Genomic DNA, 15480 nt, shown 5'->3' with positions numbered 1-15480 from the left:
GCGGGGCCGGAGCGCGTCCCAGGCCCCGTCTTCCGGGAAGCGGCGGCACATGACGCGGGATCAGTTCGCCGGTGCGTCAGGAGTTGCCTGCTCCGCCCAGATGATCTTGCCGGTCTTCGTGTAGCGAGTGCCCCACCGCCTGGCGAGCTGCGCGACGATCAGCAGTCCCCGGCCTCCCTCGTCCGTGGTCCGGGCGTGGCGCAGGCGCGGTGAGGTGCTGCTGGCGTCGGAGACCTCGCAGATCAGGGCGCGGTCCCGGATCAGACGCAGCGAGATCGGTGCGGTCGCGTGGCGGATGGCGTTGGTGACCAGTTCGCTGACGATCAGTTCCGTGGTGAACAGCAGATCGTCCATGCCCCACTCCGACAGCGTCCGGCCGGCGAGGCTGCGGGCATCGGCGACGGCGGCGGGATCGGAGGGCAGGTCCCAGGAGGCGACCCGGTCCGAGCCCAGGAGGCGCGTACGGGCGAGGAGCAGGGCGACGTCGTCGGACGGCGGACCGGTCAGCAGGGCGTCGACCACGTTGTCCCCGATCTCCTCCAGCGTCGGCCGCGTCACCGCGAGGGCGTCGCTGAGCCGGGACAGCCCGACGTCGATGTCGCGATCGCAGGTCTCGATGAGGCCGTCGGTGAAGAGCCCGATCAGGCTGCGTTCGGGCAGCTCCAGCGTGACGGATTCGAAGGGCAGCGAGCCGAGACCGAGCGGCGGTCCGGCGGGCAGGTCCAGGAAGTCGACAGCGCCGTCGGGGCCGACGATCACGGGCGGGAGGTGGCCGGCCCGGGCCAGCGTGCACTGCCTGCTGACCGGGTCGTACACGGCGTACAGGCAGGTGGCGCCCATCATCGCCGCGCCGACGCCTTCGTTCTCGGTTGCCGCCGGCCCGTCGCCGCGGTGCGCCTCCATGAGGCCGATGACCAGGTCGTCCAGGTGGGCCAGCAGTTCGTCGGGGGGCAGGTCCAGATTGGCGAGGGTGCGCACTGCCGTGCGAAGCCGCCCCATGGTGGCCGCGGAGTTGATTCCGTGTCCGACCACGTCCCCGACGACCAGTGCGACCCGGGTTCCGGACAGGGGGATCACATCGAACCAGTCACCGCCCACACCGCTCGGCGCGTCCGCCGGGTAGTACCACGACGCCACGTCCAGAGCGGATCCGCCGGTCAGCTCCTGGGGCAGCAGATAGCGCTGCATCGAACGGGCCGCGGTGCGCTCCCGGGTGAAGCGGCGTGCGTTGTCGACACACAGAGCCGCGCGCGAGACCAGCTCCTCGGCGAGACGTACGTCGTCCTCCTCGAAGGGGCCCAGGCGACCGGACCGGACGAACGTCGCCACGCCCAAGGTGACGCCGCGCGCCCGCAGCGGCACCACCATCACCGAGCGGAAGTCGAACTCGCGGATGACGGCACCCAGCGACGGGTCCATGGCCACCCAGGAACCGGCGGAGGAATCCAGGTCCTCCACCAGGGTCCTGCTCTCCAGAAGGCACCGGGCGACGGGCGAGGACGGGTCGCGCTGGACCGCCTCCCCCACGGCCAGTCTTGCCTCCGGGCTGCCCTCACGCACCGACTTCTGGCCGGCGCGACGGATGACGGGGCCGGTGTCGACGGGGCCGGGGTCCGGTTCCTCGCCTCTGATGACGGAGTCCAGCAGGTCGACGGCGACGAAGTCGGCGACGGACGGCACGGCGTTGTCGGCCAGTTCCTGTGCGGTCAGCGGCACGTCCAGCGCGCTGCCGATACGGGCACTGGCGTCGTTGAGCAGGGCCAGGCGCTCCTGCGCCCGCCAGCGCTCGGTGACGCTGATGATCATGTACCAGACACCCACGGTCCGGCCGTGGCGGTCCTTCATCCCGAAGAACGACGCCGAGTACGCACGCTCCCGCTGGGGATCCGCGTAGGTGGGGCCGCGGAACTCGTGGTCCATCACCGGAGCCCCGGTCCGAAGGACCGTCTGCATGTTCTTCTCGAACGCCTCCGCCTCCAGCCTCGGCAGCACCTCGTCCACCCGCCGCCCCAGGCGTTTCTCGAGCGGGATCAGGCGCGCCAGGATGTCGTTCACCCAGACGTAGCGCAGGTCGGTGTCCAGGACGGCCACACCGACCGGTGCGTGCGCGAGAAACGGTTCGAGCCTCAGCTGGCTGACCCCGCCTCCCGGCATCCGCCAGAAGGCACGCTCCGGCGGCCGGCCGACGAACCTGCCGAACGCCAGCGCGGCGACCGTGGCGACCAGCACGCCCGGAACCATCTCGTAGATGCCCGACTCGAGCGGCCCGAGCAGCGGGTTGATCTTCTTCCAGAGCAGCACCGTGGCCGCGCCCGACACGATTCCGGCCATGGCCCCCGCCCATGTCATACGCGGCCAGTACAGCGACAGGAGGACGACCGGCCCGAAGGCCGCCCCGAAACCGGCCCAGGCATAGGCGACGATGTTCAGCACTCCGCCACCCTTGAGCGCGATCGCGCAGGCGACCAGGATCACCACCACCACGGCGCCGCGACCGGCCCACACCAGCGTCCTGTCCGAGGCCCGGCGGCGGAGGAACGCCCGGTAGAAGTCCTCGGTGAGCGCGACGGACGACACGAGAAGCTGGCTGTCCGCGGTCGAGATGATCGCGGCCAGCACGGCGACCAGCATCACCCCGGCGACCCAGGGGTTGAGCAGTGCCTGGCTCAGGGCGATGTAGACGGTCTCCGGGTTGTCCAGCGGTGTGCCGAGCTGACCGGCCCCCACGAGGCCGACGAGGATGGCGCCGGCGAGCACGACGAGCACCCAGCCCGTTCCGATGCGCCGGGCCGCCGGGACGGCATGGGTGCTGCGGATCCCCATGAAGCGGGCCAGGATGTGCGGCTGACCGAAGTAGCCCAGGCCCCAGGCGAGCAGCGAGACGATGGCCACTGCGCCCAGGGGGCCGCCTGCCGTCCACTGACCGTCGGCGAAGCGTGCCTCGGCCCCCACGTCCAGCAGCGCCGGCGTCCTGCTGTCGAGGGCGTCTGTCAGCGGCCCGAAGCCACCGAGCGTCGCGATACTGATCGCCGGGAGCACGATGAGGGCGAGGATCATCAAAGTGGCCTGCATCACGTGGGTCAGGCTCACCGCGAGGAAGCCGCCGAGGCACGAGTAGACCACGATCACCAGGGCGGTCACGGACACCGCGAGTTCGAAGTCGACGTCGAAGACCTGCTCGAACAGCAGCCCGCCGGCCACCAGACCACTGGCGACGTAGACGGTGAAGAACACGACGGTGACGGCCGCCGAGACCAGCCGGAGCATCCGGGTACGGTCCTCGAACCGCTCCTCCAGGTAGGCCGACAGGCTCACGGCGTTCCCGGCGCGCTCGGTGTAGGTGCGCAGCCGCGGCGCGACGAACAGCCAGTTGAGGTAGGTGCCCATCGCCAGCCCGACGGCGATCCAGCCGGCGCCGATGCCCGCCGCGTACACGGCTCCCGGGAGTGCCAGGAACAGCCACCCGGACATGTCACTGGCACCTGCGGACAGGGCGGCCGCCAGCGGGCTGAGCCTGCGGCCACCGAGGGCGAAGTCGGCGAACGTGCGGGTGCGGGGGTACGCCCAGACACCCACTGCGATCATGACAAGCACATACACGACGAATGTGGCCAGGATCGGCGCGCTCAGGTCGGACATGTCTTCCTCGCCTGCGAGGCTGATGAGCACCAGCACGGCAGTGGCAGGTCTGCACGTTGCCCTGTCATACAAATCTACAGATTCCGCCCCGGCAGGGACGGCCGCATCCCGCCGCGCGGCCCCGTGGCTTCAGGCCACCGGCGCCCTCGGGAACGCGCTTCGCCCCGTGCGCAGGGCCCGGGCGCCTGTCGTGCCCCACCGTGTCCGCGTCAGACGGTGTCCATGCGCCGGCGCACCGAGCGCGGACCGGCGCACCGCGCCCCGTACCGCGTCACCCGCTCCCGCAACTGCCGGTCGGCGGTGACCACGACACAGGGCCGCCCGGCGCCCATGGCCGCCGCGGCCAGCTCGGTGATCAGGTCGTCGCCGCTTCCGGACGCCGCCTCCACCCGCACCCCGGGCACCGGGGCGACGCTCCGCGCGGCCCCTTCGACGACGAGAACGATCTCCACGGGACCTGTCGCCGCCGACTGCCCGCCGGGAGACGCCAGCGAGTCCCGCAGCCGTACGGCGGCGCCGTGGCGGTCGTGCCACCACCGGTCCGGGACCGAGCCGACGACATTGGCGCCGTCCACGATCACGACTGTGTCCACGGGACCAGCATCCCAGGGCCGCGTGCAGCGCCCGGAACCGGGCTGAGACAATGACCGCCGTATGAACGACTCGGTACCGATCGGTTTGGACGCACTGGACCTGCCATGACTGCTGTGCGTGCGACGACGCTCCCGGACCCGCAGGGCACCGGCCCCGGACGACTCTCGGGCAACTGGCTGACCCGGGGCAGGGACGGACTGCTCACCGCCTTCGCGCCCACGGAGGGCGGGGTACTGCGCTGGACGCAGAGGGGAGCGGGCTGGACCGGCCCCGATCTGCTGCCCGCACCCGGACTGCTGCCCCGGCTCGCCGTCGCCCAGGGGGCGGACGGTTACATCCACCTGGTGGGCATGCGCCCGGTCGGCTCCGGCCACGGTCTGGAGCTGGTGCACGCGGTGCAGTTCCAGACCGGGCGTCCCCTGCTGGGCTGGGATGTGATCGGGCACCCCAACAAGGATCCGCAGTGGACCGGCAACCCGGTGGCCGTCGTCGACGGCGAGGGCCGCCTCTGCGTCGGACTGCGCAACGGCGGCTCCGGCGTCAGCTGCCGGAGCCAGGGGCCGCGCGGCGGCTGGGGGCGCTGGCAGGACCTCGGCGGCTTCGGAGTCCAGGAGTCCTTGGCGGCGGCCGTCGACGGCGCGGGGCTCGTCGAGCTCTTCGTGCCCAGCCAGAAGGCGATCACGCACTACACCCAGGAGAAGCCGGGCGCTCCCTTCGCCCTGGCGGACCGGTTGGACACGCGTGCCGTCCCCGGGACGCTCTCGGCACTGGCCACCGCGTCCGGTTCCGTCTCCCTGTTCTTCGTCGACGACGAGGGGGTGGTCCAGGTCTGGGCCCCGCGGCGGGATCCGCAGCCCCGGCCGCTGATGAAGGCGGCCGGTCCGGGTCCGCTCCACCTCGCGCCGGCGATGATCGAGGGTTACGCCTGCACGGTCCTCGCCCAGGAGACTGGCGAGGGGGGCGAGGTCGCGTTCGCGGCCTACCCGGCGGAGAACGAGGAAGCGGGTGCCTGGTGGACCCCTACCTCGATCGTTGCCGCCACCGGCACGGACGGCCCGATGCCGCTGGCGCTGCAGGAGCACGGTGACGGCGGGCTGATCGCCATGGCGCTCACCGGCGACGGCGTGCCGATGGCCACGCGCCAGAAGACGGCGGCCGGCGGATTCGCGCTGGGCCGCTGGAAGCCGCTGGTGTGAACGGGCGGCAGCGACGGGCCGGATGACGCGCGTGCCGCCTGGTCGGTGCCCCGCCACTGCGCACCGACCAGGCGGCACGCGGAACGGGTCGTACACGCGGAACGGGTCGTACACGCGGAACGGGTCGTACACGCGGAACGGGCCGTACACGCGGAACGGGCCGTACACGGGGAACGGGCCGTACGGGATCTCTCCCGTACGGCCCGTTCGCCGTGACTGCGGTGCTTACGCGGGGACGCTGGCCACGCCCGGCGCCAGGAACCGCTTGCCGTTCACGCGCTCCGAGACGCCCTCGCGGTCCAGGTACGGCGTGATGCCGCCCAGGTGGAAGGGCCAGCCGGCACCCGTGATCAGGCACAGGTCGATGTCCTGGGCCTCGGCCACGACACCCTCGTCCAGCATCAGGCCGATCTCCTGCGCCACCGCGTCCAGGACGCGGGCACGCACCTGCTCCTCGGTCAGGACGGTGTCGCCCTGCTTCAGGAGGGCGGCGACCTCCGGGTCCAGCTCCGGCTTCCCCGAGTCGTAGACGTAGAAGCCGCGCTTGCCGGCCTCGACGACCGCCTTCAGGTTGGGGGAGACCTTGAAGCGGTCCGGGAAGGACCGGTTGAGGGTCTCGGAGACGTGCAGACCGATGGCCGGGCCGACGAGCTCCAGCAGGACCAGCGGCGACATCGGCAGACCGAGCGGCTCGACGGCCTTCTCGGCGACGGCGACCGGGGTGCCCTCGTCGATGACGTTCTGGATCTCGCCCATGAAGCGGGTCAGGATGCGGTTCACGACGAACGCCGGGGCGTCCTTGGTGAGGACCGCGGTCTTCTTCAGCTTCTTCGCGACACCGAACGCGGTGGCGAGCGACGCGTCGTCCGTCTTCTCGCCGCGGACGATCTCGAGCAGCGGCAGGACCGCGACCGGGTTGAAGAAGTGGAAGCCGACCACGCGCTCCGGGTGCTTGAGCTTGGAGGCCATCTCGCTCACCGACAGCGAGGAGGTGTTGGTGGCGAGGATCGCGTGCGCCGGGGCGACCGCCTCGACCTCCGCGAACACCTTCTGCTTGACGGACATCTCCTCGAACACGGCCTCGATGACGAAGTCCGCGTCCGCGAAGCCCGCGGCCTTGTCGAGCACGCCGGTCACCAGGGCCTTGAGGCGGTTGGCCTTGTCCTGGTTGATGCGGCCCTTGCCGAGCAGCCTGTCGATCTCGGCGTGGACGTAGCCCACGCCCTTGTCGACGCGCTCCTGGTCGATGTCGGTCAGTACGACCGGCACCTCCAGGCGGCGCAGGAACAGCAGCGCCAGCTGAGAGGCCATCAGACCGGCGCCGACGACGCCGACCTTGGTGACCGGGCGGGCCAGGCTCTTGTCGGGGGCGCCGGCCGGGCGCTTGCCGCGCTTCTGGACCAGGTTGAAGGCGTAGATGCCGGAGCGCAGTTCGCCACCCATGATCAGGTCGGCGAGCGCGGTGTCCTCGGCGTCGAAGCCCTTCTGCAGGTCGCCGTCCTTGGCGGCCTCGATGATGTCGAGGGCGCGGTAGGCGGCGGGAGCGGCGCCGTGCACCTTGGAGTCCGCGATGAAGCGGCCACGGGCGACGGCCTGGTCCCAGCCCTCGCCGCGGTCGACGTCGGCGCGCTCGACCGCGATCTCACCGGTGAGGACCTTGGCGGTCCACAGCAGGGACTGCTCCAGGAAGTCGGCGCCCTCGAAGATCGCGTCGGCGATGCCGAGTTCGAAGACCTGCGCGCCCTTCAGCTGCTTGTTCTGGTTGAGCGAGTTCTCGATGATGACCGAGACCGCGCGGTCCGCGCCGATCAGGTTCGGCAGGATCGTGCAGCCGCCCCAGCCCGGGACGAGACCGAGGAAGACCTCGGGCAGCGAGAACGCCGGGATCGCCTTGGAGACGGTGCGGTAGGTGCAGTGCAGACCGACCTCGACACCGCCGCCCATGGCCGCGCCGTTGTAGTACGCGAAGGTCGGAACGGCGAGGCCCGCGAGGCGCTTGAAGACGTCGTGGCCGCCCTTGCCGATGGCGAGCGCGTCCGAGTGCTGCTTGAGCAGCTCGACGCCCTTGAGGTCGGCGCCGACGGCGAAGATGAACGGCTTGCCGGTGAGGCCGACGCCGACGATCTTGCCCTCGGCGGCCTCCTTCTCGACCTGGTCGATCGCCGCGTTGAGGTTGGCGAGCGACTGCGGTCCGAAGGTGGTCGGCTTGGTGTGGTCCAGGCCGTTGTCCAGCGTGATGAGCGCGAAGCGCCCGGCGCCCGAGGGGAGGTCGAGGTGGCGCACGTGCGCCTGCGTCACGACCTCGTCGGGGAAGAGCTCGGCCGCGCCCTTGAGGAGTTCAGCGGTGGTGCTCACTTGTCGCCTCCGGCGTCCTTGTGGTGCGGGTTCTCCCAGATGACCGTGGCGCCCATGCCGAAGCCGACGCACATGGTGGTGAGTCCGTAACGGACCTCCGGCTGCTCCTCGAACTGCCGCGCGAGCTGCGTCATCAGACGCACGCCGGAGGAGGCCAGCGGGTGACCGAAGGCGATGGCGCCGCCGTACTGGTTGACGCGCGCGTCGTCGTCGGCGATGCCGTAGTGGTCCAGGAAGGCCAGGACCTGGACGGCGAACGCCTCGTTGATCTCGAAGAGGTTGATGTCCTCGATCGTCAGGCCCGCCTTGGCGAGGGCCTTCTCGGTCGCCGGGATCGGGCCGTAGCCCATGACCTCCGGCTCGACGCCGGCGAAGGCGTACGAGACGAGGCGCATCTTGACCGGGAGGTTGTTCTCGCGGGCGAAGTCCTCGGAGGCGATGATCGACGCGGTGGCGCCGTCGTTGAGGCCCGCGGCGTTGCCGGCGGTGACGCGGCCGTGGACGCGGAACGGCGTCTTCAGACCGGCCAGGCTCTCCAGGGTCGTTCCCGGGCGCATCGGCTCGTCGGCGGTGACCAGGCCCCAGCCGGTCTCGCCGGCCTCGGGGTTGGTACGGCGGACCGAGATCGGCACCAGGTCCTGCTGGATCTTGCCGTCGGCGTACGCCTTGGCCGCCTTCTCCTGCGAACGCACGGCGTACTCGTCGGCGCGCTGCTTGGTGATGTGCGGGTAGCGGTCGTGCAGGTTCTCCGCGGTCATGCCCATGAAGAGGGCCGACTCGTCGACGAGCTTCTCGCTGACGAAGCGCGGGTTGGGGTCGACACCCTCGCCCATGGGGTGACGCCCCATGTGCTCGACGCCGCCGGCGATGACGGCGTCGTACGCACCGAAGGCGATGGAGCCGGCGACGCTGGTCACGGCGGTGAGCGCGCCGGCGCACATGCGGTCGATGGAGTAGCCCGGCACGGACTGGGGCAGACCGGCGAGGATGCCGGCGGTGCGGCCGAGGGTCAGGCCCTGGTCACCGATCTGCGTGGTCGCGGCGATGGCGACTTCGTCGATCTTCTTCGGGTCGAGGGCCGGGTTGCGCCGCAGCAGCTCCCGGATGGCCTTCACGACGAGATCGTCGGCGCGGGTCTCGTGGTAGATGCCCTTCGGGCCCGCCTTGCCGAACGGGGTGCGGACGCCGTCGACGAAGACGACGTCCCTGACGGTACGAGGCACGATGGCTCTCCTCCAGGGTGCGGGGTTGCACTGCTGCGGCGCACACGCCTGAGCGTGCGCTTGCTTCCTCCATGCTACTTGCGGGTAACCAGGCTGCCCAGTCCCCTGAGGGGCGGGGCGGTGAAGGTCACACGTCAGGGTGGTGTTCGGGGGGTCTCGGCAGCGCTCGCCCGGAGGGGACGGGCGGGGGCTGTCGGGCGGCCGCGAGGCGAGACCGAGGAGATGTCGCCCGGACGGGGGACGGACACCGTGCCGCAGCGCCGACGCCGGTCTGTGCCGAGTCCCTCGGGGCCCGAGCGGGTGCAGAGGCGATGGCAGTGGCTGCGTGGGGGGCGCCGTTGGCCGCCGAACGCCGGCGACAGGCTCGTCGCGGTGAGCGGGCACGCGGCGGTGGTGCGGTGCCGGGCGCGACGATGTCGCCCGCCCCGACGGGAACGCCGCCCGGCCGCCGAACGGCGGGAGGGAGATGGCGGGCCCTGGGCACGGGGCTCGTCGCGGCAACGGGGCCCCGCCCCGGCGGGCGCATCCGCCATCCACGGCACCTCGCTCGGCCGGGCCGGCCAGAGGGCGGGGTGCCCCGCTGGGGCGGCAACGAGGCCCGCCCCGACGGAACGCGGAGGCTGCGGCGCCCGGCCGCCGAACGGCGGGAGGGAGATCGCGGGCTCCGGGCGCGGGGCTCGTCGCGGTGAGCGCGCGCACGGCCCCCGGTCGGGCAACGAGGTCGCGGAGCATCAGCCGCCCACGGCACCTCGCCGCGTGGCGTTACGCCGGTCCTGCGACCAGCGCAGCCGACAGCAGCGGGGCCACCAGGGCGATCTGCCACTGCCTCGCGCCCAGCGAGTCCAGCATCTGGGCCACCGAGTCCGGCGTGACCGGCGACGGCGGTTCCCAGCAGACCCTGCGCACCGTGTCCGGGGTGATCAGGTTCTCCTGGGGCACGTTCAGTTCCTCGGCCAGCGCCGACACCGCCGTGCGGGCGGCCGACAGGCGGGCCGCCGCCGCGGGGTCCTTGTCGGCCCAGGCGCGGGGCGGCGGGGGGCCCGCCACGGGCTGGCCGGGCTGCGGGAGCTCGGAGTCGGGCAGGGCCTTCGCCCGGTCGACGGCCGCCTGCCACTGCTCCAGCTGACGCCGTCCCATCCGGTGCCCGAAACCGGGCAGCGCCGTCAGGGCGTGCACGTTCGCCGGCAGCGCGAGCGCCGCCTCCACGATCGCCGCGTCGCCGAGCACCTTGCCGGGCGAGACGTCACGCCGCTGCGCGACCTTGTCGCGGGCCGTCCACAGCTCCCGTACGGCCGCCATCTGACGGCGCCTTCGTACCTTGTGCATGCCCGACGTCCGCCGCCACGGGTCCTTCCGCGGTGGCGCCGGCGGGGCCGCGGCGATCGCGGCGAACTCCTGGACCGCCCACTCCAGCTTCCCCTGGCGCTCCAGCTCCTTCTCCAGCGCGTCGCGCAGGTCGACCAGCAGCTCCACGTCGAGCGCGGCGTAACGCAGCCACGGCTCGGGCAGCGGGCGGGTGGACCAGTCGACCGCGGAGTGGCCCTTCTCCAGCGCGTAGCCGAGGACGCCCTCCACCATCGCGCCGAGCCCGACGCGCGGGAAACCGGCGAGGCGGCCGGCCAGCTCGGTGTCGAACAGCCGCGTCGGCACCATGCCTATTTCGCGCAGGCAGGGCAGATCCTGGGTGGCGGCGTGCAGGATCCATTCGGCGTCGGCGAGAGCCTCGCCGAGCCCGGACAGATCGGGGCAGCCCACCGGGTCGACGAGCGCGGTGCCCGCGCCTTCGCGGCGCAGCTGCACGAGGTAGGCGCGCTGGCCGTAGCGGTAGCCGGAGGCGCGTTCCGCGTCGACGGCCACGGGGCCGGTGCCCGCGGCGAAGGCCGCGATCACCTCGGCGAGCGCGTCGTCGTCGGCGACCACCGGCGGGATGCCGTCACGGGGCTCCAGCAGGGGGATCGGCAGCCCGTCGGAGGGTACGCCGTCGTCCGGGGGGGCGCCCCCGGTGGTTCGCAGTGATGTCTGCGCTGCGGTCTCTTGGGCGTCGGTCACGTGTCAAGGGTATCTGTGAACGGAACGCGCCCGTCGACGGAACGTTCCGTCGACGAGCGCGGAAGATGTGTCAAGTGTGTCAGTGGATGATGCCGGTCCGCAGGGCCACCGCCACCATTCCGGCCCTGTCTCCCGTGCCCAGCTTGCGTGCGATACGGGCGAGGTGGCTCTTGACGGTCAGTGCGGACAGGCCCATCGAGACGCCGATCGCCTTGTTCGACTGGCCCTCCGCCACCAGGCGCAGCACCTCGACCTCGCGTCCGGACAGCTCGCGGTAGCCGCCCGGGTGGCTCGGGGCACCCGGGGGGCGGCGGTGCATGCGGCCGGCCGCGGAGCCGAGGGGAGCGGCGCCGGGCCGGGCGGGGTGTCCGATGTTGGTGCGCGTACCGGTGACGACGTAGCCCTTGACGCCCCCGGCGAGGGCGTTGCGCACGGCGCCGATGTCGTCGGCGGCGGACAGCGCGAGGCCGTTCGGCCAGCCCGCGGCACGCGTCTCGGACAGGAGGGTCAGCCCGGAACCGTCGGGCAGGTGGACGTCGGCAACGCAGATGTCGCGGGGGTTGCCGACGCGGGGACGGGCCTCCGCGATGGACGACGCCTCGATCACGTCACGGACCCCGAGCGCCCACAGGTGGCGGGTGACGGTGGAACGGACGCGCGGGTCGGCCACGACGACCATGGCCGTCGGCTTGTTGGGGCGGTAGGCGACCAGGCTTGCGGGCTGCTCGAGAAGAACGGACACCAGGCCTCCTGGAAAGGTGCGGGACGGAGCCGGCTCGGGGGATAAGCCGGGGCGAACCGTGCAGTTAGGTCATTGACCTCTTCGGCATCAAACCCGCCCGCCTTTAGAGAATGATCACGATTTGGTGAGTAATTATCGGGGCAATTCGGACAGGCGATCGATCATCCTACGAGCGAGCAGTGGGCGTGCGCCTGCCCCTGTACGAGTGGGGCAGGGCCGTGACACGGCCCGCGCCAGTGTCCCGGAGGCGAGCCGTTCCGCCCCTCAGGGCTGCTGCGGTCCGCGCCGCTGCGGAAGGCTCACCACACCCGTCGTGCCGTCCGCGGCACCGGCCGGGGACGGGGGCAGTCCGGCGACCTGGCAGAGGAGATCACACCAGGCCGCGAGGTGCGTGGCGGTGTCCGGGACGCCCCCCGCCCCCTCCCGCGGAGTCCACGACGCACGGATCTCGATCTGCGTCGCGGGACGGCGGTCGGCGAGTCCACCGAAATAGTGAGACCCCGCGCGGGTGACGGTGCCGCTCGGCTCCCCGTACGCCAGCCCGCGGGCCTCCAGCGCGCCCGTCAGCCAGGACCAGCAGACCTCGGGCAGCAGCGGGTCGGCGGCCATCTCCGGTTCCAGCTCGGCCCGCACCAATGTGACGAGGCGGAACGTGCCCTGCCAGGCCTCGTGGCCCGCGGGCTCATGGAGCAGGACGAGCCGGCCGTCCGCGAGATCGTCCTCGCCGTCGACGACCGCGGCTTCCAGGGCGTAGGCGTGCGGGGCGAGCTTCTGCGGCGGCCGGGTCGGATCGATCTCGATCTCCGCCCGCAGCCGGGCGGACCGCAAGCCCTCGACCGCCTGGCGGAAAGCGCGCGGCACCCCTCCCTGCTCCGTGCCTTCCGCCGCGTCGACGCCGTTGGAATGATCGGAAAAATGTCCCTGAGCCGCAGCCATGCGGGGAAGAGTAGGCGGAACGAGGCCATCGCGCAGGGAAGGACACCCTGCCCGGGGCGGCCACTTCCGGCTCACGTGCGAAGATTCTGGTCGTGAGCGCCAATGACCTTCCCCAGGCTCGAGGCTCCGCCCGAACCGGGGACGCCCCGTCCCAGGGCCAGCCGACGAAGACGTACGACTCCGCCTTCCTGAAGGCGTGCAGGCGCGAACCCGTGCCGCACACGCCGGTCTGGTTCATGCGGCAGGCCGGGCGCTCGCTCCCCGAGTACCTGAAGGTGCGCGAAGGCATCCCGATGCTCGAGTCGTGCATGCGGCCCGAGCTCGTCACCGAGATCACGCTGCAGCCGGTACGGCGGCACAAGGTCGACGCGGCGATCTTCTTCAGCGACATCGTGGTGCCGCTGAAGGCCGTCGGGGTCGACCTCGACATCAAGCCGGGCGTCGGCCCGGTCGTGGCCGAGCCGATCCGGAGGCGCGCCGATCTGGAACGGCTGCGCGATCTGACGCCCGACGACGTCGCCTACGTCACCGAGGCGATCGGGATGCTCACCGAGGAGCTCGGCGCGACACCGCTGATCGGCTTCGCGGGCGCGCCGTTCACCCTGGCGAGCTATCTGGTGGAGGGCGGGCCGTCCCGCAACCACGAGCACACCAAGGCCCTGATGTACGGCGACCCGCAGCTGTGGGCCGACCTGCTCGACCGGCTCGCGGACATCACCTCCGCCTTCCTGAAGGTCCAGATCGAGGCCGGGGCGTCCGCCGTCCAGCTCTTCGACTCCTGGGTGGGCGCGCTGGCCCCGGCGGACTACCGGCGCTCGGTGATGCCGGCGTCGGCGAAGGTCTTCGAGGCGGTCGCCCCGTACGGCGTCCCGCGCATCCACTTCGGTGTGGGCACCGGCGAGCTGCTGGGCCTGATGGGCGAGGCGGGCGCGGACGTGGTCGGCGTCGACTGGCGCGTCCCGCTCGACGAGGCCGCCCGCCGGGTCGGTCCCGGCAAGGCGCTCCAGGGCAACCTGGACCCGGCCGTGCTGTTCTCCTCCCCGGAGGCGGTGCGCGCGAAGACCCGTGAGGTCCTGGAGGCGGCCGCGGGTCTGGAGGGCCACGTGTTCAACCTCGGGCACGGGGTGCTGCCCACGACGGACCCCGACACGCTGACGCGTCTGGTGGCCGACATCCACGAGACGACCGCGCGCTGAGCCTCGCGCCCTGACACACCGCTCGCCGCCGGGCCGGGCCCGGCGGCGAGCGGTTCCTGCCCCAGGACCGCCGAGCGGCCGGCGGCGAGGTCGCCGGAGCTCACCCGGCAGAAGCCGCCGCCCTGCGTCCACCCGGCCGGCCGCGCCGGCGGCGCGGCCCCCGCCCGGGCGTCTACCCGCCCGCCCGCACCGCCGCCGTCGCCTTGCGCGCGGCCACCAGGACCGGGTCCCACACCGGCGAGAACGGCGGCGCGTATCCCAGGTCCAGAGCCGTCATCTGCTCCACCGTCATCCCCGCGGTCAGTGCCACGGCCGCGATGTCCACGCGCTTCGCCGCGCCCTCGCGGCCCACGATCTGAACCCCCAGCAGCCGGCCCGTGCGGCGTTCGGCGAGCATCTTGACCGTCATCGGGGCCGCGTCCGGGTAGTAGCCCGCGCGGCTCGTCGACTCGATCGTCGACGTCACGTACTGCAGGCCGACCTCCCGCGCGTCCTTCTCCCGCAGACCCGTCCGGGCGATCTCCAGCTCGCAGACCTTGCTCACCGCGGTGCCCACCACGCCGGGGAACGTGCCGTATCCGCCGCCCGCGTTCGCGCCGATGACCTGGCCGTGCTTGTTCGCGTGGGTGCCCAGCGCGACATGGCGTTCGCGGCCCGAGACCAGGTCCAGCACCTCGACGCAGTCACCGCCCGCCCAGATGTTCTCGTGACCGCGCACCCGCATCGACAGGTCCGTCAGCAGGCCTCCGTACCGGCCCAGCGGCAGGCCCGCGGCACGGGCCAGGGCCGTCTCCGGTTCGACCCCTATGCCCAGGACCACCACGTCCGCCGGGTACTCCGCCTCGTCGGTCGCCACCGCACGGACCCGGCCGTCCTCACCCGCGAGGATCTTGGTGACGGCCGAACCGGTCACCGTGATGACGCCAAGACCGTCCAGCGCCCGGTGCACCAAGGCGCCCATGTCCGGATCCAGCGTGGCCATCGGCTGCCGGCCGCGCGTCACCACGGTCACCTCGTAGCCGCGCTTGAGCAGCGCCTCCGCCATCTCCACACCGATGTATCCGGCGCCCACCACCACCGCGCGCCGGCCCTTCGTACGCGTCAGCGTGTCCAGGAGCGCCTGGCCGTCGTCGAGCGTCTGCACCCCGTGCACGCCGGCCGCGTCGATGCCGGGCAGCGGGGGCCGCACCGGGCGGGCGCCGGTCGCGACGACCAGCTTGTCGTAGCCGGTCCACGCCTCCTCGCCCGTCTCCAGGTCGCGGGCGCGGACGCGTCCGCCCGCCGTGTCGATCTCCGTCACCTCGGTGCGCATGCGCAGATCGATGCCGCGGGCACGGTGCTCCTCGGGCGAACGGGCGATCAGTTCGTCCCGCTCGGAGACGTCCCCGCTCACCCAGTACGGGATGCCGCAGGCCGAGAACGAGCTGAAGTGCCCGCGCTCGAACGCCACGATCTCCAGCTCGTCCGGGCCCTTCATCCTGCGTGCCTGCGATGCGGCGGACATGCCCGCCGCATCGCCCCCCACGACCACCAGTCGCTCCGTTGTCATG

Annotated in this window: 10 protein-coding genes; 2 read left to right on the top strand and 8 right to left on the bottom strand. The window is 72.2% G+C overall.

The genetic code is table 11. The features are described 5' to 3' along the window. Positions 1-60 precede the first annotated feature (60 nt). Positions 61-3639 carry a sodium/proline symporter PutP gene (gene putP / locus AB0K02_RS21200; RefSeq protein ID WP_365994023.1) on the bottom strand — a complete coding sequence of 1193 codons (3579 nt, stop codon included), beginning with the start codon at positions 3637-3639 and terminating at the stop codon, positions 61-63. A 209-nt stretch (positions 3640-3848) separates the two neighbouring features. Beyond that, positions 3849-4232, bottom strand: coding sequence for an NTP pyrophosphohydrolase (locus AB0K02_RS21195; RefSeq protein ID WP_365994022.1), 384 nt, complete (start codon positions 4230-4232; stop codon positions 3849-3851). 105 nt (positions 4233-4337) lie between these two features. On the opposite strand from AB0K02_RS21195, the gene AB0K02_RS21190 reads away from it, so the two are divergent. Then, a complete protein-coding gene (locus tag AB0K02_RS21190) occupies positions 4338-5429 on the top strand; it encodes a hypothetical protein (RefSeq protein WP_365994021.1) in 1092 nt (363 codons plus the stop codon). A gap of 225 nt (positions 5430-5654) precedes the next feature. Here the strand turns inward: AB0K02_RS21190 and AB0K02_RS21185 are convergent, their stop codons facing one another. From AB0K02_RS21185 to AB0K02_RS21165, 5 genes are all read right to left on the bottom strand, one after another. Continuing rightward, positions 5655-7784, bottom strand: coding sequence for a 3-hydroxyacyl-CoA dehydrogenase NAD-binding domain-containing protein (locus tag AB0K02_RS21185; protein WP_365994020.1), 2130 nt, complete (start codon positions 7782-7784; stop codon positions 5655-5657). Continuing rightward, positions 7781-9007: an acetyl-CoA C-acyltransferase gene (locus AB0K02_RS21180; RefSeq protein WP_365994019.1), complete on the bottom strand. Its 1227-nt coding sequence runs from the start codon at positions 9005-9007 to the stop codon at positions 7781-7783. The genes AB0K02_RS21185 and AB0K02_RS21180 overlap by 4 nt, the downstream gene beginning before the upstream one ends. Positions 9008-9769: 762 nt before the next feature. Next, the gene (locus AB0K02_RS21175) at positions 9770-11056 is read right to left on the bottom strand and encodes a ribonuclease D (RefSeq protein WP_365994018.1); all 1287 of its coding nucleotides are present in this window, start codon (positions 11054-11056) and stop codon (positions 9770-9772) included. A 79-nt stretch (positions 11057-11135) separates the two neighbouring features. Then, positions 11136-11798 carry a response regulator transcription factor gene (locus AB0K02_RS21170; protein ID WP_365994017.1) on the bottom strand — a complete coding sequence of 221 codons (663 nt, stop codon included), beginning with the start codon at positions 11796-11798 and terminating at the stop codon, positions 11136-11138. A 264-nt stretch (positions 11799-12062) separates the two neighbouring features. Further along, positions 12063-12734 (bottom strand): DUF3000 domain-containing protein, encoded by a 672-nt coding sequence (locus tag AB0K02_RS21165; RefSeq protein WP_365994016.1) that lies wholly within the window; start codon positions 12732-12734, stop codon positions 12063-12065. Between the two features lie 188 nt (positions 12735-12922). Here AB0K02_RS21165 and hemE point away from each other — a divergent pair, with 188 nt between their 5' ends. Beyond that, positions 12923-13930 (top strand): uroporphyrinogen decarboxylase, encoded by a 1008-nt coding sequence (hemE, locus tag AB0K02_RS21160; protein WP_365994057.1) that lies wholly within the window; start codon positions 12923-12925, stop codon positions 13928-13930. A gap of 172 nt (positions 13931-14102) precedes the next feature. Here hemE and AB0K02_RS21155 read toward each other — a convergent pair whose 3' ends face one another. Then, positions 14103-15479: an FAD-dependent oxidoreductase gene (locus AB0K02_RS21155; protein ID WP_365994015.1), complete on the bottom strand. Its 1377-nt coding sequence runs from the start codon at positions 15477-15479 to the stop codon at positions 14103-14105. Position 15480: the final 1 nt, after the last annotated feature.

The sequence above is a fragment of the Streptomyces sp. NPDC049597 genome, assembly GCF_040675505.1.
GTDB lineage: Bacteria > Actinomycetota > Actinomycetes > Streptomycetales > Streptomycetaceae > Streptomyces.
This window is presented reverse-complemented; position numbering and strand designations above follow the sequence as displayed.